The 16,279-nt window shown below is 67.4% G+C and carries 18 protein-coding genes and 1 pseudogene; 4 read left to right on the top strand and 15 right to left on the bottom strand.

Going from position 1 to position 16,279, the window contains the following annotated elements; genetic code table 11:
* Together NP3_RS49990 and hemB are read right to left on the bottom strand one after the other, a co-directional pair.
* Positions 1–422 (bottom strand): annotated as a pseudogene (locus tag NP3_RS49990) (hypothetical protein); the annotation flags it as partial.
* The gene (hemB, locus tag NP3_RS31680) at positions 419–1,396 is read right to left on the bottom strand and encodes a porphobilinogen synthase (protein WP_063045350.1); all 978 of its coding nucleotides are present in this window, start codon (positions 1,394–1,396) and stop codon (positions 419–421) included. The pseudogene NP3_RS49990 and the gene hemB, both read right to left, overlap by 4 nt.
* 222 nt (positions 1,397–1,618) lie before the next feature.
* Between hemB and NP3_RS48370 the strand changes: the two genes are divergently transcribed.
* The 3 genes from NP3_RS48370 (at position 1,619) to NP3_RS31675 (ending at position 2,663) form a co-directional block, all read left to right on the top strand.
* Positions 1,619–1,783 (top strand): hypothetical protein, encoded by a 165-nt coding sequence (locus NP3_RS48370; RefSeq protein WP_157124689.1) that lies wholly within the window; start codon positions 1,619–1,621, stop codon positions 1,781–1,783.
* Between the two features lie 201 nt (positions 1,784–1,984).
* On the top strand, positions 1,985–2,149 hold the full coding sequence (locus tag NP3_RS48365; RefSeq protein WP_157124688.1) for a hypothetical protein: 165 nt from the start codon (positions 1,985–1,987) through the stop codon (positions 2,147–2,149).
* A gap of 184 nt (positions 2,150–2,333) precedes the next feature.
* Positions 2,334–2,663, top strand: a complete 330-nt coding sequence (locus NP3_RS31675; protein ID WP_245721190.1) for a hypothetical protein — start codon at positions 2,334–2,336, stop codon at positions 2,661–2,663.
* 89 nt (positions 2,664–2,752) lie between these two features.
* On the opposite strand, the gene NP3_RS31670 is transcribed toward NP3_RS31675, so the two are convergent.
* From NP3_RS31670 to NP3_RS31650, 5 genes are all read right to left on the bottom strand, one after another.
* Positions 2,753–4,315 carry a bifunctional uroporphyrinogen-III C-methyltransferase/uroporphyrinogen-III synthase gene (locus tag NP3_RS31670; RefSeq protein WP_063045348.1) on the bottom strand — a complete coding sequence of 521 codons (1,563 nt, stop codon included), beginning with the start codon at positions 4,313–4,315 and terminating at the stop codon, positions 2,753–2,755.
* 151 nt (positions 4,316–4,466) lie between these two features.
* Positions 4,467–5,501, bottom strand: coding sequence for a hydroxymethylbilane synthase (hemC, locus tag NP3_RS31665; RefSeq protein WP_063045346.1), 1,035 nt, complete (start codon positions 5,499–5,501; stop codon positions 4,467–4,469).
* The gene (locus NP3_RS31660) at positions 5,498–6,967 is read right to left on the bottom strand and encodes a glutamyl-tRNA reductase (RefSeq protein WP_063045344.1); all 1,470 of its coding nucleotides are present in this window, start codon (positions 6,965–6,967) and stop codon (positions 5,498–5,500) included. The genes hemC and NP3_RS31660 overlap by 4 nt, the downstream gene beginning before the upstream one ends.
* Before the next feature lie 73 nt (positions 6,968–7,040).
* Positions 7,041–7,862: a redox-sensing transcriptional repressor Rex gene (locus tag NP3_RS31655; protein ID WP_063045358.1), complete on the bottom strand. Its 822-nt coding sequence runs from the start codon at positions 7,860–7,862 to the stop codon at positions 7,041–7,043.
* Between the two features lie 251 nt (positions 7,863–8,113).
* Positions 8,114–8,374 (bottom strand): glutaredoxin family protein, encoded by a 261-nt coding sequence (locus tag NP3_RS31650; RefSeq protein ID WP_063045342.1) that lies wholly within the window; start codon positions 8,372–8,374, stop codon positions 8,114–8,116.
* A gap of 129 nt (positions 8,375–8,503) precedes the next feature.
* On the opposite strand from NP3_RS31650, the gene NP3_RS31645 reads away from it, so the two are divergent.
* Positions 8,504–9,514 carry an HAD family hydrolase gene (locus NP3_RS31645; protein ID WP_157124690.1) on the top strand — a complete coding sequence of 337 codons (1,011 nt, stop codon included), beginning with the start codon at positions 8,504–8,506 and terminating at the stop codon, positions 9,512–9,514.
* On the opposite strand, the gene NP3_RS31640 is transcribed toward NP3_RS31645, so the two are convergent.
* From NP3_RS31640 to NP3_RS50785, 8 genes are all read right to left on the bottom strand, one after another.
* On the bottom strand, positions 9,511–10,542 hold the full coding sequence (locus NP3_RS31640; RefSeq protein ID WP_063045340.1) for a lysophospholipid acyltransferase family protein: 1,032 nt from the start codon (positions 10,540–10,542) through the stop codon (positions 9,511–9,513). The two genes, NP3_RS31645 and NP3_RS31640, sit on opposite strands and share 4 nt — an antisense overlap.
* Positions 10,539–11,570 carry an NAD-dependent epimerase/dehydratase family protein gene (locus tag NP3_RS31635; protein ID WP_174566288.1) on the bottom strand — a complete coding sequence of 344 codons (1,032 nt, stop codon included), beginning with the start codon at positions 11,568–11,570 and terminating at the stop codon, positions 10,539–10,541. Before NP3_RS31635 ends, NP3_RS31640 begins: the two co-directional genes overlap by 4 nt.
* Positions 11,571–11,819: 249 nt before the next feature.
* Positions 11,820–11,921 carry a 30S ribosomal protein bS22 gene (locus NP3_RS47185; RefSeq protein ID WP_003402602.1) on the bottom strand — a complete coding sequence of 34 codons (102 nt, stop codon included), beginning with the start codon at positions 11,919–11,921 and terminating at the stop codon, positions 11,820–11,822.
* A 168-nt stretch (positions 11,922–12,089) separates the two neighbouring features.
* The gene (locus tag NP3_RS50790; RefSeq protein ID WP_245721189.1) at positions 12,090–12,380 is read right to left on the bottom strand and encodes a helix-turn-helix domain-containing protein; all 291 of its coding nucleotides are present in this window, start codon (positions 12,378–12,380) and stop codon (positions 12,090–12,092) included.
* Between the two features lie 207 nt (positions 12,381–12,587).
* Positions 12,588–13,424 (bottom strand): pyrroline-5-carboxylate reductase, encoded by an 837-nt coding sequence (gene proC / locus NP3_RS31625; protein WP_084509253.1) that lies wholly within the window; start codon positions 13,422–13,424, stop codon positions 12,588–12,590.
* Positions 13,425–13,483: 59 nt separating this feature from the next.
* The gene (locus NP3_RS31620; protein ID WP_084509251.1) at positions 13,484–14,368 is read right to left on the bottom strand and encodes a thioesterase family protein; all 885 of its coding nucleotides are present in this window, start codon (positions 14,366–14,368) and stop codon (positions 13,484–13,486) included.
* A gap of 109 nt (positions 14,369–14,477) precedes the next feature.
* Positions 14,478–15,398, bottom strand: coding sequence for a sugar phosphate isomerase/epimerase family protein (locus tag NP3_RS31615; protein ID WP_063045336.1), 921 nt, complete (start codon positions 15,396–15,398; stop codon positions 14,478–14,480).
* 86 nt (positions 15,399–15,484) lie between these two features.
* On the bottom strand, positions 15,485–16,279 hold a 795-nt coding region (locus tag NP3_RS50785; protein ID WP_507762171.1), incomplete at its 5' end, for an Rv0497 family membrane protein.

Raw genomic sequence — 16,279 nt, 5'->3', positions numbered from 1 at the left:
GAGCCGGGCGGATGCGCGGCCGCTGCACCAGGGCCGTCGGTATGCGCTCCCCCGGGACCCGAGCCGTGCGCATGCGCGCCCGCCGCAGTTGCGCCGTGCGGATTCGAATCAGCCGTCTCGGGCGCCTCGGCTCCCCGCGGCCACGCCCGGGCCGACTCAGGGCCCTCCAACCCAGGCGGATACGCCTCGGTTGGATGTGTGCCCTCCGGCAGTGATGCGGGATTCGGTCCGGCAGTATCCGACCCTTGCGGATTCGAACCGGGCGACTTGGTCCCATCCGACTCGCGATCCGGCGACTTCGAACCCTCCGGCTCGGAGGATGACTGCGCTGTGGGCGATTCCAGGCTGACCGATTCCGACTCGACCGACTTCGGACCGCCGGACTCCGAACCCGGCGCCTCGGGTCTGGGCGGATTCGTCACGACAGCCAGTGCGCGGCCTCGGTCGCCCAGTAGGTGAGCACCATATCCGCACCGGCCCGGCGGATGCCGATCAGCGATTCCAGGATGGCGGCGCGGCGGTCGATCCAGCCGCGCTGGGCGGCGGCGGTGATCATCGCGTATTCGCCCGAGATCTGATATGCGGCCACCGGCACCGTCGATTGGTCGGCGACATCGCGCAGGATGTCCAGATACGACATGGCGGGCTTGACCATCACGATGTCCGCGCCCTCGGCCAGATCCAGTTGCAGTTCCCGGATCGCCTCGCGACGGTTCGCCGGATCCTGCTGGTAACTGCGCCGATCCCCTTCCAGCGAGGAGGCGACCGCCTCGCGGAACGGACCGTAGAACGCCGAGGCGTACTTCGCCGCGTAGGCGAGGATGCCGGTATCGGTGCGCCCGACCGCGTCCAGGCCGCGCCGGATCGCGCCGACCTGACCGTCCATCATGCCGCTGGTACCGAGCAGATCCGCACCGGCTTCGGCCTGCGCGAGCGCCATCTCCACGTAGCGGTGCAGGGTGGCGTCGTTATCGACGGCACCGTCCGCGGACAGCACGCCGCAGTGCCCGTGATCGGTGAATTCGTCGAGACAGGTATCCGCCATGACCACCGTCGAATCGCCGACCTCGTCGGCGAGCGCGCGCAGCCCACGGTTGAGAATGCCGTCGGGATCGCTGGCCTTGCTGCCGGTGGCGTCCTTGTCCTCGGGCCGCGGCACACCGAAGAGCATGAGCCCGCCCACACCCGCGGTGACCGCCTCGACCGCCGCCTTGCGCAGCGAATCCATCGAATGCTGCAGCACGCCCGGCATGGAGCCGATCTCGCGCGGCTCGTCCAGTCCGTCGGCGACGAACATCGGCAGCACCAATTGCCGTGGCTCGAGAGTTGTTTCGGCCACGAGACGACGCAGGGCGGGGGTACGGCGCAACCGCCGCGGGCGGTCCAATCCGGTCATAACCGCACGATACGCCCGGCCCGAATACGAGTCGCAAGCGGCGGGTACGCCAGTGGATCAGGGGCCCGTCGTCCCAGTTGAGGATGTCTCGAGGATTCGATAAGCCCGCTGCGCGACACTGCGGGCCACCCGGCGGTCGCCGGGGATTTACCAGCGCTCGAAGGGCTCGGTGCGGGGGCGGATGATGGTGGGGAATGGCCGGTCGTGTTCTAGGAGTACGCGATGACAGAATTCGCGACACCGCCGCCGCGACGCACCGATTGGGCCGGTCTGCGGCGACTGGCGCGCGGCGGAGATCCGGGTGTGATCGTGCGGTTGGCGCAGCGGTTATCCGAGGCGGTGAGACGACGGAGGCCGAGCAATGGTTCCGCCGTGCCGCCGCTCTAGGCAGCGGACCGGCCATGGCAGGGCTCGGCGCATTGCTCGCGGCCGATGGTCGGATCTCGGATGCGATTCGGTGGCTCGAGTTCGCGATCGCGGCGGGTTGTCCGGGGGCGGATCAGCAGTTGGGCACGTTGTATCTGGAGCGCGGCAATCTCGACGCCGCCGAGCTGTGGTTCCTGCCCGCGGCCGAGGACGGGCTGCCGGGTGTTCCAGCTCGCGCGATTCCTGCGAGAGCAACCTGTGCACGCGGACAACCCGGCCGCGGCCGCCGCGGCAAAAGCCAAGGCGCACAAGGACGCCCACTACTGGCTCGAGCGCGCCGCCACCCTACGCCATCCCCAAGCGCTCGAACTCCTCCACGAACTCTGACCGCAACGAGCCGACCGAGCCGGGCGCCGTTTCACGGGTCCTGGCTCCCTCTCGCACCCGGGCACCAGGTGCCCGGAGTGCCGTGCGAACACGGACTGCCCGGATTACCGCGAGGTTGCCCGCAGCGCACGAAAGGCCTTGTGGGCAGGCGTTTTTGTCGGTGGGCAGGAGTAAAATCGAAGGCGTGTTCGAGGGAATCGCGCCAGGTTCCCGATTGCGACGGGAGGACGCCACCGTGCCCAGTACCGCACCGAAGTCGAAGGTTATCGATCGGCCCTATGTTCCGCTGCAGAAGCGGCCGCTGCCCGCCGGGCGGCCGCGCAAGTGGTACATCTCGCACAATCGGCGACTCAAGGCGATGCGCCTGACCATCGCCCTGCTGGACTCCGGGATCTATCTGCCGAGCCAAGCCAGCAACGAAAGGATCCGGCGCACAGCCGAACTCATCGATATCCGCCCGCCGTCCGACACCACCTGCCGTTTGGTGCGGACCCTGATGCGCTACAGCCGCTGATCAACGGAGCTCGACGGTTGCGGCGGCCCCGGTTGCGCGGCGAGGGAGCGACGCATTCTCGCCGCCCAACCGGGTAGGCCAACGGATATCTAGCGGCTGCGGCGGCTCTTCTTGCGCGGCGGGGGCAGCAGGCCCTCGGCGCGCAGGCGGGCCGCATGCTCGGCCAGCGCCTCCACCAGCGGACCGACCTGGGCGACCTCCGGCTGCACATCCACGCGCAGACCGAATTCGATGGCCGTCTCGGCGGTCTTCGGGCCGATGCACGCAACGATGGTGCGCGCGTGCGGCTTACCCGCGATACCGACGAGATTGCGGACCGTGGAGGACGAGGTGAACAGCACCGCGTCGAAGCCACCGGTCTTGATCATCTCGCGGGTCTCGGCGGGCGGCGGCGAGGCGCGCACCGTGCGGTAGGCCGTCACGTCATCGATTTCCCAGCCGCGGTCGCGCAGACCCTCGGCCAGGGTTTCGGTGGCGATGTCCGCGCGCGGCAACAGGACTCGGTTCACCGGGTCGAAAACGTCGTCGTAGGGCGGGAAGTCGGCGAGCAGACCCTCGGAGGACTGTTCGCCACTCGGGACCAGCTCCGGGTTGATGCCGAACGAGCGCACCTTGTCCGCGGTGGCCTCGCCCACGCAGGCGATCTTCACACCGGAGAAGGCCCGGGCGTCCAAACCGAATTCGGCGAACTTCTCCCACACCGCGCGCACCGCATTGGTGGAGGTGAATACCACCCACTGGTAGCGGCCGTCGACCAGCCCCTTGACCGCGCGCTCCATCTGCGCCGGACTGCGCGGCGGCTCGACCGCGATGGTCGGCACCTCCATCGGGATGGCGCCGTGGGTGACCAGTCGCTCGCTCATCTCGGATGCCTGCTCCTTGGTGCGCGGCACCAGCACGGTCCAGCCGTACAGCGCCCGCGACTCCCACCACGACATCTTCGACCGCTGCGCGACCACCTTGCCGATGGTCACCACCAGCGGGCCGACCAATTCGGAGGCCGCACTGTTGAGCGTGGCCAGGGTGGCCTCGATGGTGCGCTGCTGGCGGGTGGTGCCGCGCACCGTCACCGCGACCGGGGTCTGCGGCGCCATACCGTGTTCGACCAGCGCACTCGCGGTTTCGGCCAGATGACCCGAGGTCGCCGACAGCACCAGCGGGCCGGGCGCGGCGGCCAGTGCGGCCCAGTCGACCTCACCTCGCACATCGGCCTCGGTGTGCCCGGAGCCGAGCGCGATACCGGCGAAACTCGGCACCGCGGAACCATTGGGCAGCCCCGGCAGTACCTCGAAGACCATATGCGAGCGCGTCACCGCATTGACCTCGGCGATCACCGAATCGGTCGTCAGCGGATCACCCGCGACCACCCGGACCACGTCATGGCCACCGCGGGCCTCGGCGATCAGCGTCTTGGCCACCTCGGTGGGGTCGCCGAGCGCGGGCCGCACGTCGACGGGGCGTTCACCGTCCTCGCCCGGCTCGACCGCGATACCGATCAGGGCGAGCACGCCCTTGTCGACATCGGGATCGGTGAATGCCAATGTCGCCCGCCCCAGCACCTCGCGCGCACGCACTGTCAGCAGTGCCGCGTCGCCGGGCCCCGACCCGACAAACAGGATCCGTCCTGGATGCTTCTTGTGTGCTCGGCTCATGCCCGTACCTCGCTAGCGCTCGGCACGGCCATCGCCGGGGGCGCTGTGTAGTTGATTCGCTCGCTTCGCTCGCTCATGGCCCGCACCTCGCTAGCGCTCGGCACGGCCATACCCGAAGGCGCTGTGCTGTAGATTCGCTCGCTTCGCTCGCTCATCGGCTGTTCTCCATTGGGCTGGAATTGGAAAAGTCAGTGGGCGGACTAACCGCTGCTTCCGGCGTGCTGAGCAACTCGCGGGCGCCCAGATCGAGCAGTTCCTGGGCCAACTCGCGGCCGAGCTCCGCAGCGCGCTCGGGAGCGCCGACCACGGAGGCTCGCAATACATCGGAGCCGTCGACGGCCGCCGCGCAACCGCGCAGCGAGAGTTCGTCGACAATTCTGCCGTCATCGTCGAGCGATTCGACGACCTCGGCTATCGCGCCGATCGGCACGGTGCAACCCGCCTCCAGTTCGGCCAGCAGCGACCGTTCGGCAATGACGGACGCACGGGTCGCGGCGTCGTCGAGTTCGGTCAGCGCCTCGATGAGTTCGCTGTCATCGCTGCGGCATTCGACCGCCAACGCACCCTGTGCGGGCGCGGGCAACATCTGCACCGGCTCCAGCGCCTCGGTGACCACGTCGAGCCGGCCGATTCTGGCCAGTCCGGCCCTGGCCACCACGACCGCGTCCAACTCGCCCTCGCTGACCTTGCGCAGCCGGGTGTCGAGATTGCCACGTAGCGGCACGATGTCCAGGCCGAGTCCGAGAGCACGCAACTGAGCCGCGCGGCGCGGTGCGGAGGTGCCGACCTTGGCACCGGCGGGAAGTTCACCGAGCACCAGACCGTCGCGCGCCACCAGTGCGTCGCGCGGATCCTCGCGGGGCGGGATGGCTGCGATGGTGAAACGCGGATCCTGTGCGGTCGGCAGGTCTTTGTACGAATGCACCGCGATATCGATATTTCCGGCGGCGAGTTCGTCGCGCAGTGCCGAGGTGAAGACGCCGACACCGATCTGCTGCACCGGATCCGAGGACAGATCGCCCGCGGTCTTGACGACCACCAGCTCCGCATCGTGTCCGGCCGCGATCAGGTTGTCGCGGATGGTGCCCGCCTGGGTGACGGCGAGCAAACTGCCTCTGGTGCCGATCCGCCACGGCACGCGAACGCTGCCTGCGGTCACGTTTTCCTCTTCCTGCACAACTGTCATGCCGTCTGCCCCTGTTCTTCGCCGCGGTGTCCGGCGGTGAAGTCGTCGGCCAGTGCGATCTCGCTGCCGCCGACGATCACTTCCGAGTCGACCGCGACATCGCCGAAGAAGCGAATCGCCGTATGCTCGTCGCTGATCGAACTCAGTTCCATCGGAGCCGCAACTGCTTGCGCCGCACCCGGTTTGAGCTCGAACAGCTCTCGCAGCGCCTCGGCGTAGGTATCCCCGCCCGGGGTGGAGGCCAACTGTTTGACGCGCACCGTCGGCGCGTGGAGCAACTTGTCCACCACGCGACGCACGGTGCGCGCCACCTCGTCACGTTCTGGGTCAGCCAGTCCGGGCAGCCGGGAATCCAGCCGCAGCAACTCGGCCTCGACCACCTCGGCCGCGCGCTGCCGCAATGCGGCAACGGTCGGGGTGACTTCCGCCATGCGCTGACCTGCAAGGTATTTCGCGAGTTCGTCGGCAACGATCGAGCGGGCGGCGGCGGTATCGTCGGCGGCCGCACCGGCCGCCGGATCGCGCTGCAATGTCTCGATATCGATGACGGTGACGCCGGGCAGTCCGGCTACGGCGTGTTCGACATCGCGCGGCAGACCGAGATCGCAGAACACCAACGGCCGTTCCACCTGGCTGGCGCGCTCGCGTTCGGCGAGTGCGCGATGGGTATCGGCCAGCGTCACCACCGCGCCGACCGCCCCGGTACAGGTGATGACGACATCCGCGGCCGCCATCGCCTCGGTCAGGCGCGACAGTTCCATCGAATGAGCCTCGACACCGTGACTGCGCGCGGTCGCGGCGAGCCGCTTGGCCCGGGCCGACGTGCGATTCACCACGATGATGCGGCCGATGCCCGCCCGCGACAGGTGCGCGACCGCGAGCCCGCCCATCGCCCCGGCCCCCAGCACGACGGCGGTCTGCCCGGCGAGCGGGCCGAGCACATGCTGCGCCCGATCCAGCGCCACCGAAACCACCGACGCACCGGCCCGATCGATACCGGTCTCCGAATGCACCCGCTTGCCGACGCGCAGTGCGTGCTGCGCGAGTTCGTGCAGGGTCCGCCCGACCGCCTGCTGAGCGTCGGCGGAAGCGTAGGCGCCGCGGATCTGGCTGAGCACCTGCTGCTCGCCGATCACCATCGAGTCCAGGCCGCTGGCCACCGCGAACAGGTGTTCGGCGGCGGCCTCGCTGTAGCGGACGTAGGCGTGCTTGGTCAGATCCGGCAGCGGAAGGCCGGAATGTTTGGTCAGCAAATCGCCGACTTCGGCCAGACCGCCGTGGAAGGCGTCCACCACGGCGTAGACCTCGACGCGGTTGCAGGTGGAGACGATCATCGCCTCGGACACATGGCTGGAGGTGAGCATTCGATCGATCAGTTTCGGCCGGTCCGCATCGGTGATCGCGACCTTCTCCAGAATCGAGACGGGCGCGCTGCGATGCGAAATCCCGACTAGCAGAATGCTCATGACTCCGCCTCGCTGGCGCTCGGCTGCGTCATGCGCATTGCGCGCTGGCACATGATTCGTTCGCTACGCTCACTCATGGTGTGACCACCGATCCCTTGCTGGATGGCTCCGTTGCCGAATGCGAGGATGTCGAGTGCTTGAGCGCCGGATGCCCGGCAGCAGTGTGCGCGGGCGCGCGGTGGGCGATGCGGCCGGAAACGGCGTGTGCGACCTCGGGCAGCGGCGGCGCGTTGCGTGCGGTCTCGAAGGACAGCATCTGCAACTCGACCGCCAGATCGACCCGGCGCACCTCCACCGTCTCCGGTGCGGTCAGCTCACAGGGAGCAAAGCTCAGAATCGACTGCAGCCCGGAGGCGACCAGCAGATCGCAAACGTCCTGTGCCGCGTCGTCGGGCACGGTGATCACCGCGATGGTCGGCTTCAAGGCGTCGATGGCCGGGGCCAGATCAGCGACATCGCGCACCACCAGACCGGCGACCGACCGGCCGATCACCTCGGGATGGCTGTCGAACATGCCGACCACGGTGAATCCGCGCCGCCGGAACCCGCCGTAGCCCACCAGGGCCCGGCCCAGATTTCCGGCGCCGACCAGTACCACCCGATGTCCCTGCGAGAGCCCGAGCACATCCTCGATCCTGGTGCGCAACTTGGCGACGTCATAGCCGACACCCCGAACACCGTTGGGGCCGAGGAAGGAAAGGTCCTTGCGCAACTTGGCCGAATTGACACCCGCCGCGACAGCCAGTTCCTCACTCGATACGATGGCAACACCGTCGTCGGCCAACATGGCCAGGACCCGGAGATAGGTGGCCAGCCGCGCCACGGTGGCTTGGGGGATGTCCTTCTGCAGAGCCCTGCCGGAGACGCCACTCGGCGCCTCATGCTGCTCTGTCACGTCGTCGGCTCCTCGTTCCGGCCTCCGGCGAGGTCCGGTTCGTCGTTCGACCTCGTGCCCGGGGCGGTCCGGTGCCATGGTCGAAGTATTCGGAATGCTGGGTTCATTACGCGGTGGATCCGCAGCCTCGGCGAGCGGGTCGCGTGCCACCACCGTAACCGCTTGTGCACCCCTTCACAAAGTCGGTGAATTTGGCCTCATTTTCCGCCGCGACCAGCAGCGCGGCGGAATCGGGCCGGATCAGCTATCGCTCAGCGAGTCAAGTCGGCCCGCAATCGGGGCTCGTCGACATCGAAATAGCTGTGCTCACGCCCGTCCAAAAGCACGACGGGAAGCCGGTCGCCGTACTCCGCGCGCAGGCCAGGGTCGGTTCCGGCGGCTTCGTCGACGTCGACGGTCGACGGCTCGATGTCGAAATCGGCGCAGATCGCCCGGAGTTGCTCGAACGCGGTGACGCAGAGCCCGCAGCCCGATCTCGTCAGCAGCGTCACCGAATGTGTGGGATTGGTCATGGCCGATATTAAATCCCCTCGCCACGCCCCGATCGGAGCGCGCGGTAGTGCCTTAACTGTCACCGCGGCCAGCTAATGTGGTTGTGGTTCGCGCGACGGGCGGAGGTACTGGTGCCGGAACGATCGAAGGTGGCAAGGGCAGGTTTCATCGCGGGACGATTCGGTGAGTTTCCGGTGCGGTGGAATCAGGGCCGACTCGGCCAGGGTCTGCAGGACCAGCTCGCGCGCATCTCCCGCAGCCCCTTCGGCCCGAGCGAGGAAGAGCTGCGGGCCAATCTGGCCGGTGAGGCCAGTGCCGAGGCGGCGCTGTCGCTGCACGATGCCGAACTCGCCGAAGCCGATATCGAGGCCATCGGGCCCGAGGTGCCGCGGGACCTGACCGCGGCCGCATTCTTCGATGTCGACAACACCATGGTGCAGGGTGCGTCGATCGTGCATTTCGCCCGCGGCTTGGCCGCGCGCAAATACTTCAAGACCTCCGATCTGGTGGACGTCGCCTGGAAGCAGGTGAAGTTCCGGGTCACCGGCAAGGAGAACAGCACCGATATGGCCGCGGGCCGGGAGAAGGCGCTGGCATTCATCGCGGGCCGCCCGACCGCCGAACTGGCCGCCCTCGGCGAGGAGATCTACGACGAGATCATCGCCGACAAGATCTGGCCCGGCACAAGGGCTTTGGCGCAGATGCACCTGGACGCCGGACAGCAGGTATGGCTGGTGACCGCGACGCCGGTCGAGCTGGCACAGGTGATCGCGAAGCGGCTCGGGCTCACCGGCGCGCTCGGCACGGTCGCCGAGAGCGTCGACGGAAAGTTCACCGGGCGATTGGTCGGCGACATCCTGCACGGGCTCGGCAAGGCACATGCGGTGCGCACGCTGGCGGTCCGAGAAGGCTTGAACCTCAAGCGTTGTACGGCTTACTCCGACAGCCACAACGATGTGCCGATGCTGTCGCTGGTCGGCACCGCGGTGGCGATCAATCCGGATTCGGACCTACGTGAGGTGGCGAAGAATCGCGGCTGGGAGATCCGTGATTTCCGCACCGGACGCAAGGCAGCCAAGATCGGCGTGCCGACCGCGCTGGCACTCGGCGCCGCCGGCGGCGCGGTCGCCGCGGCGGTCACCCGCCGCCGCGAGCATTAGCCCGTGAACGGGTTGCGGCGCTTGGTGAGCAGTTTGTAGAGAGTCTGCTGAATGGTTTCGCGGACCTGGTCGGTGACCTCGAACATGGTCATCGGATCGTCCGCGTCCTCGGCCTCATAGCCGGTGGTCGCGATGGGCTCACCGAATTCGATGTACCACTTCGACGGCAGTGGCAACGCACCGAGCGGACCCAGATGCGGGAACAGCGGCGTCACCGGGAAATACGGCACATTGAGCAGCCGGGCGAGCGGCTTGATATCGGCCAGCTTCGGATAGATCTCCTCCGAGCCGACGATCGAGCACGGAATGATCGGCGTGCCGGTGCGCACCGCCGCCGCGACGAATCCGCCGCGACCGAAGCGCTGCAGCTTGTAGCGGTCGGTGAACTGCTTGCCGACGCCCTTGAAGCCCTCCGGGAACACACCGGTCAATTCGCCTGCGCGCAAAAGCCTTTCGGCATCCGGATGGCAGGCCAGGGTGTGCCCGGCCTTGCGGGCGAGCACGCCGAGCACCGGCGTCTCGAAGAGGAGATCGGCGGCTAGCAGGCGTAGCGCGCGTTCCTTCGGATGCCGGTCGTGGATCGCCAGTTGCAGCATCAGACCGTCGAGCGGGATGGTGCCCGCATGGTTGGCGACGATCAGCGCGCCGCCGGCCTCCGGAATGTTCTCGATCCCGTTGACCTGCACACGGAACCAATAATCTGAGAGCGGGCGCAGCGCGGGCAGGATCAACGATTCGAGCAGATGCTCGTCGAAGCCGAATTCGTCGACCTGATAGTCGCCGGTGACCCGACGGCGCAGGAAATCCGCGGTGGTGCGGACCTGCTTGCCGATGGCGCCGCGCAGCATGTCCGACACCGAATGCGGCGCCGGGGGTTCGGCGGCCGCGAGACGTTCGGTCAGCGACGTCACCACCTGGCTCGGCGCGACCTCGCCGCCCACCGGCTCCGGCCAGCGCCGCGGCGTGTTCCGCTGACGGGTTTCGATATTCAGATCGTGGAGTTGGATGACCTTCGCTACGTCATTCATGTATGTGCTCCCGTAGCGGCCCCGAGCAGGCCGAGCAGTTTATGTTCTGCGGCATCGATCCACGCTGGATCGATGACGGGCCGCGACGCTGCGCCCCCGATGAAGTCGTCGAATGCCTGCACCGTCGTCCAGCGCGGGACGAAACCGAGTTCGGTGCGCATACGGGTGGTGTCGAGGCCACAGCCGAAGTGGAAATAGTCGATCTGCTCACTGGTGAAGTCCCGCATGATCGGGCCCATGATCGCGCGGCCCGCGGTGCGGAAGACCGACCACGGGATCGGCAGCTCGATCCGGCCCGCGCGCCGGATCGCCTGCGATAACACCAGTGCGCCGTCCCCGGCGATGTTGTAGGTGCCACCGGGTGCCTGCCGTGCCGCGTGCGCCATCGCGGCGATGGCGTCCTCCTCGTGCAGCAACTGCAGCCTGGCATCGCGGCCGAGAACGGTCGGAGCGACCGGCGAACGCAGATACTGCACACCGCGCCGGGCCAACCGCGGGCCGACAATGGGCGCCAAACGCAAAATCGAAGCGGCGATATCGGGACGCCGCCGCGCGAGTCCGCGGACGAATCCTTCGATTTCGATCATGTCGCGAGCAAACCAACCACTCGGTGGGGTTCGCGCGCTCATTTCTTCGGTGAATTTCGCGGGATCCTTCGCACTGCATCCGTAGACCGCGGAGGTCGAGCGGACCACCACGCGCCGCACCGAAGGCGATTTCTGACAGACCGCGAGCAGCTGCATGGCGCCGAGCACGTTGAGATCCTTCATCACCGCCCGGCCACCACCGGCCGGTGGATGCGTGAGCATCGCGGCGTGCACGACGGTATCGACCTCATTGCCGCCGATCACCTTGCGAATCAAGGGATTTCGAATATCGGCGCGAACGAATTCGGCGCGGCCCATGCGTCGTTGCAGTTCACGACTCGGGGTCATGGTGTCGACGGCCAGGATGTGCTCGACGGTCTGATCCTGGGCCAAACGCGCGACCACATTGCCGCCGAAGAATCGGCTGGCACCGGTCACCATCACCACCTTGGGTGTATGTCCATCCCGTATTTCAGAACCCACCGCACCGGATCCCAACTGTGACAGCCCCCCAATTCCATTTGCTGCGGTACCAGAGTAACCGGTCGACTCCGATGCGCAGAGGGTATTAACCAGGATCTAACGATGACTTCAGTCACCCGATACATGAGCAACTTTCAAAATTCGCTGTTTCAAAAAGAAAAGCCCGCCACCAATCGGTGACGGACCTCCCAGCTAACGCGCAGCGAATCACTTGCCGAGTTTGCGCCGCTGAACACGCGTGCGGCGAAGCAGCTTGCGGTGCTTCTTCTTCGACATGCGCTTGCGGCGCTTCTTGATCACAGAACCCATAGGGTTGTCCTCGCGTTCTCTCTACTCGGCGCGCACGCCACTCACGTACGCCTATTTCAGTGTCCGCGCCGCCAGCTGGCACCGGACACCACAAAGCGGTGCCGCCGGCAGGCGCACACGAACCGAGGGTTCATCCTACCGGGACACCGTCAAACTGATGAAACCGCCTCATCCAGCGTCGAAGTAGGACGTCTCCAAATAGTCGTGCACCGCCTTGGCATGCACCCGGAACGAACGACCGACCCGTACGGCGGGCAACTCACCGGAGTGCACCAGCCGATAGACCGTCATCTTGGACACTCGCATGAGATTCGCGACCTCGGCGACGGTGAGGAACTGAGTACCTCCGCCGAGCACCGATTGCGTCGGAGTCCCCGAACCGCCTTGGGTCCGGGAATTAGCCCGGCCACCCGACGGTCCGGAACTTCCTGGCGACGTCCCTGAACTATTCGCAGACATCTTGTTAGACATCATGGCACCACTGACCTCCGGCACGTCCGCGCCGCCAGCTTCCCCACCGGCGGAACAGACACGCACGTGCTCCTTGAAGCTTAGCGGGACCAGTGGGATTACTGCGACGGGTGTGAGAAATCAGGTTTACACGCAGGGAACCGACCGGTCACCCCGTAGACGCGCGGTGTTTGATCAACTCCCACCCGAGACACCTCAGGAAGCGCTGCCGCCCGCACCGTCGTTGGCACCCTGTTCGACGGATCGTTGCTTCGCCGCGTGCAGTGCCTCGAGGAAGGCCGAACGCACCCCGCCACGCTCCAATTCACGCACCGCGGCGGCAGTCGTACCCGCGGGCGAGGTAACGGCGGCACGCAGCTCGGCAGCGGTCTGCCCGGAGCTCTCGAGCAGGGCGGCCGAGCCGAGCATGGTCTGCACCACGAGTTCGGTGGCGACATCGCGGGTCAGGCCGAGCCCGACACCGGCATCGACCATGGCCTCGACCACCAGGAAGAAGTACGCGGGTCCGGAACCCGAGACCGCGGTCACCGCATCCATCTGCGCCTCGGTCACGGTCGCCACCTTGCCGACCGCGGCGAGCAACTCGGTCACCTGGGCCAGCTGTTCCGGCCGGGCATAGCGGCCCGGCGCGAGCACGCTCATGCCCTGGCCGACCAGCATCGGGGTATTCGGCATCACCCGCACCACCGGGAAACCGGCGGGCAGCTTGTTCTCCAGGCGCGCCGTCGGCACACCTGCCGCCAGCGACACCACGATCTGATCCCGATCGGCATCGAGTTCGGCCTTGCCGAGCTGGGTCATGACCGTATCCACATCACCCGGCTTGACCGCGATGACCAGGACATCCGCACCGACGATCGCGTCCGCGATCGAATCGGTGACCCGCACGCCGAAGCGGTCGCCGATGAGTTCGGCCCGATCGGCATGCGTCTCCACGACGACCAGATCCTTCGCCGCCCGTCCGGATTCGAGCAATCCGGCGATCAACGCCTCCCCGATGCGACCGCCACCGATCACCGCAACTCTCGTCATGGGCCTTAAGGCTAGTCGCGCGACCATATCGGCTCGGCGCTGGGCAAGAGCCAGTGGTCCTATCGCCGCTGCGGCACCAGCGCGAGCTGACGGCTCTGCGCAACCACCGCACCGGTGGAGTCGAGAATCAGCTGGTCCTCGTCGAACATGCGCTCGCCGATCTCGTGGCTGGTCGCGATGATTCGCAGCCAACCGGGGGCCGGGCGGCGGCGCAGATAGGTGGTCATCTGAACGGTCGGGGCCCAACCGGTCTGGCCGAGGTTCGCCGGGACCGGCGGGCTCATATCGGCGGACATGATCGCGAAGTACATGGCGATATCCGGATCCTGCTGGTCGCCCTCGAACGGGCGCATCCAAAGACGCAGGCGCGGTTCACCTTTCGCACCGTCGAGGAATCGGGCCCACTCGCGGTCGATGAACAGTTCGGCGCCGCGCGCCACATGGACGACCTTGCCCATCGACGAATCCCGGTAGCCGACCGCGTCGGCGGGCGGTTCGATCGGCATTTCCGCATGCCGCTGCGCGTAGATCGGATCGGCATCGTCGAGATGACCGAAGGTGAACGCGGTGCGGACCAGCGTGCGCCCGCTCTGGATCAGGTTCACATCGACCAGGCAGATCTGGCGACCGACCTTGCGGATGTGCACCTCGTATTCGACCTCGCCCGGCTCCGGTGCACCGAGGAAATCGGAGCTCGCCGCGATGGGCGCCATGGCCACCAGGGCCGGATCGGAGGCGCGCAGCCAGCGGGTGGCCGCGGCCGCGCTGGTCGCGACCATGGTGCCGCCGTGCACCTTCGGCCCGATGGTCCAGATTTTGTCGATGATGCCCAGGTAGCGGCCGGTATCCGGGTTGGCCGACAGCAGTTCGGTCAGTGTGCACACCCGGCTGAAGGGTGCGTCCGTCGTGATGGCCTGCTCGAGATCGGCGGTCAGCTCCGGCATCGTCACTCCTGTCGTCGGTCGGCCGCGTCGGCGGGACGCGGCGTTCGTACAGCGTAGAACGAAACGATTCGGGGTTCGAATTCCCCTCTGCCAGCAGATCGGTGCGGCGTCACACCTGGCTGGCGTGCGTCGGGGCGGGAGCGGGTGCGTTGAGGTGTGCTCTGGCGAAGTCCAGCGTGCGGTTCAGCATGCCCGTGCGGCCCTGGGTGGTACGGGCATTCTGGGTATTGATCTCGGCGACCGCGTGACCGGCGAAACCGGAGCGCAGCAGTGCCGCGCAGAGCTCGACACACGGCTGCGTGCCCTCGCCCGGCACCAGATGCTCGTCGTGCGCCGCACCGCGGCCGTCGGCGAGATGCAGGTGCGCGAGGCCGGTGCCCATCCGCGCGGCCAGCGCCAGCGGATCGGCGCCCGCGGTCGCGGTATGTGAGATGTCGAGGGTGTAGTGCCGGAATCCGGTATCGGTCGGATCATAGGACGGGCTGAAGGCGGTCAGGCCGGGACCGGGACCGCCGCGGCGCTCCAGCCGCTTCGCCGACCCGGTTTTGCGGCCGAAGAGGGTGTCCGCGCGCATGGGGAACATATTCTCCACCGCGACGATGACGTGGCTGTGCTCCTCCAGCTCGGCCACCTGATCGGCGAAGCCCTGCGCATACCTGCGCTGCCAGCGGAACGGCGGATGCACCACCACGGTGCCCGCGCCGAGCGCCTCGGCCGTGCGCACACTGCGCTCGAGTTTGGCCACCGGATCCGAGCCCCACACCCGCTGCGAGATCAGCAGGCACGGCGCGTGGATCGCCAGTACCGGCACAGCGTATTTGCGCGAGTACGCCTGGACGGCGGCGATGCTCTGGCTGGCAGGCTCGGCCCAGACCATCAATTCGATACCGTCGTAACCGATTTCGGCCGCGTATCGGAAGGCCGCCTCGGTGTTCTGCGGATAGACCGAGGCCGTCGAGAGACCGACGAGGATCTGCTGACCGCCGGATCCAGCGGCCGCTTCGACCGGGGAATCGGGTTCGGCACGCATGTCGGGATCGGGAGCGCGCCCCCTGGCCACGCTCGCCGTTCTGGTGTCGTCCGCCTGCCCGATGTTCCCCACAGCCTGCTCCCTGCTCAGTTCGTACTGAGTAGAAAGGCTAGCGGTCCCAGGGTGACAAAGATGCCGACGACGACGGCTATCACCGTGCTGAGGATGTCATCGGTGCGCCGCAGTATTCGCACCAGCGCCACCAGACCGAGGATCACGATCATCGCCAGGCACAGCGCCACCCAGGGCAGCATTTCCCACATGCGCTCGAAGCCCTTGAAGAGCAACATTCCGGCGACCGCGGCGCCGGTGCTCTGACCGCCGAGAATCATCCACTGGCGGCGATTGGCGTCGTACTCCGACCTGCGTGCGACCCGCGAGCGCGCGCGTCTCGAGGACAGGCGGGAGGCGAACGAATGATCCGAATCGACATCGTCGCCGTCGAAATCCTCGTCGTCGTCGAGAACATCACCGGTCGGGAACGGTTCGTACACATCGGTCAGACCGTCGTACACATCGGGCTCGGCGGGCTGTGATCGGCCACGTCGCCCGCGCCCGTTGCGTTCGGCGGCGCGCCCGTTCGCCCGCTCGGCCTCGGCGCGTTCGACTTCGTCGCGCAGCAGGTCGCCCGCCACGGTCTGGCCGGAGACGAGCTGCTGATCCTGACTGGCCAGCGACCACGCGGCGGTGGGGATGTTCTCGGATTCGGGCGCGTTGCCCTTGGGCGGTACATGTCTTCGCACCGACCAGGCGGGCAGACCGCCATCGGCCGGACCGTCCGGTCGTGCGGATCTTCGCTGATCCGGCGGCTCGGGATGGGCGCCGCGCGCCGGACCGTCCGGCCGCGGGGGCATCGGCAGCGGCGCGGACTCCGGCGCGAA

It is taken from the genome of Nocardia pseudovaccinii NBRC 100343 (assembly GCF_001613225.1).
Lineage (GTDB): Bacteria > Actinomycetota > Actinomycetes > Mycobacteriales > Mycobacteriaceae > Nocardia > Nocardia pseudovaccinii.
Note: the sequence above shows the minus strand (reverse complement) of the source record. Positions and strands in the feature narration are given on the sequence as shown.

Coding starts and splice junctions, on each gene's coding strand:
- hemB (WP_063045350.1), bottom strand. CDS start 1,396: ATGACCGGATTGGACCGCCCGCGGCGGTTGCGCCGTACCCCCGCCCTG.
- NP3_RS48370 (WP_157124689.1), top strand. CDS start 1,619: ATGACAGAATTCGCGACACCGCCGCCGCGACGCACCGATTGGGCCGGT.
- NP3_RS31670 (WP_063045348.1), bottom strand. CDS start 4,315: ATGAGCCGAGCACACAAGAAGCATCCAGGACGGATCCTGTTTGTCGGG.
- hemC (WP_063045346.1), bottom strand. CDS start 5,501: ATGACAGTTGTGCAGGAAGAGGAAAACGTGACCGCAGGCAGCGTTCGC.
- NP3_RS31660 (WP_063045344.1), bottom strand. CDS start 6,967: ATGAGCATTCTGCTAGTCGGGATTTCGCATCGCAGCGCGCCCGTCTCG.
- NP3_RS31650 (WP_063045342.1), bottom strand. CDS start 8,374: ATGACCAATCCCACACATTCGGTGACGCTGCTGACGAGATCGGGCTGC.
- NP3_RS31640 (WP_063045340.1), bottom strand. CDS start 10,542: ATGAATGACGTAGCGAAGGTCATCCAACTCCACGATCTGAATATCGAA.
- NP3_RS31635 (WP_174566288.1), bottom strand. CDS start 11,570: ATGGTGACCGGTGCCAGCCGATTCTTCGGCGGCAATGTGGTCGCGCGT.
- NP3_RS47185 (WP_003402602.1), bottom strand. CDS start 11,921: ATGGGTTCTGTGATCAAGAAGCGCCGCAAGCGCATGTCGAAGAAGAAG.
- NP3_RS50790 (WP_245721189.1), bottom strand. CDS start 12,380: ATGTCTGCGAATAGTTCAGGGACGTCGCCAGGAAGTTCCGGACCGTCG.
- proC (WP_084509253.1), bottom strand. CDS start 13,424: ATGACGAGAGTTGCGGTGATCGGTGGCGGTCGCATCGGGGAGGCGTTG.
- NP3_RS31620 (WP_084509251.1), bottom strand. CDS start 14,368: ATGCCGGAGCTGACCGCCGATCTCGAGCAGGCCATCACGACGGACGCA.
- NP3_RS31615 (WP_063045336.1), bottom strand. CDS start 15,398: ATGCGTGCCGAACCCGATTCCCCGGTCGAAGCGGCCGCTGGATCCGGC.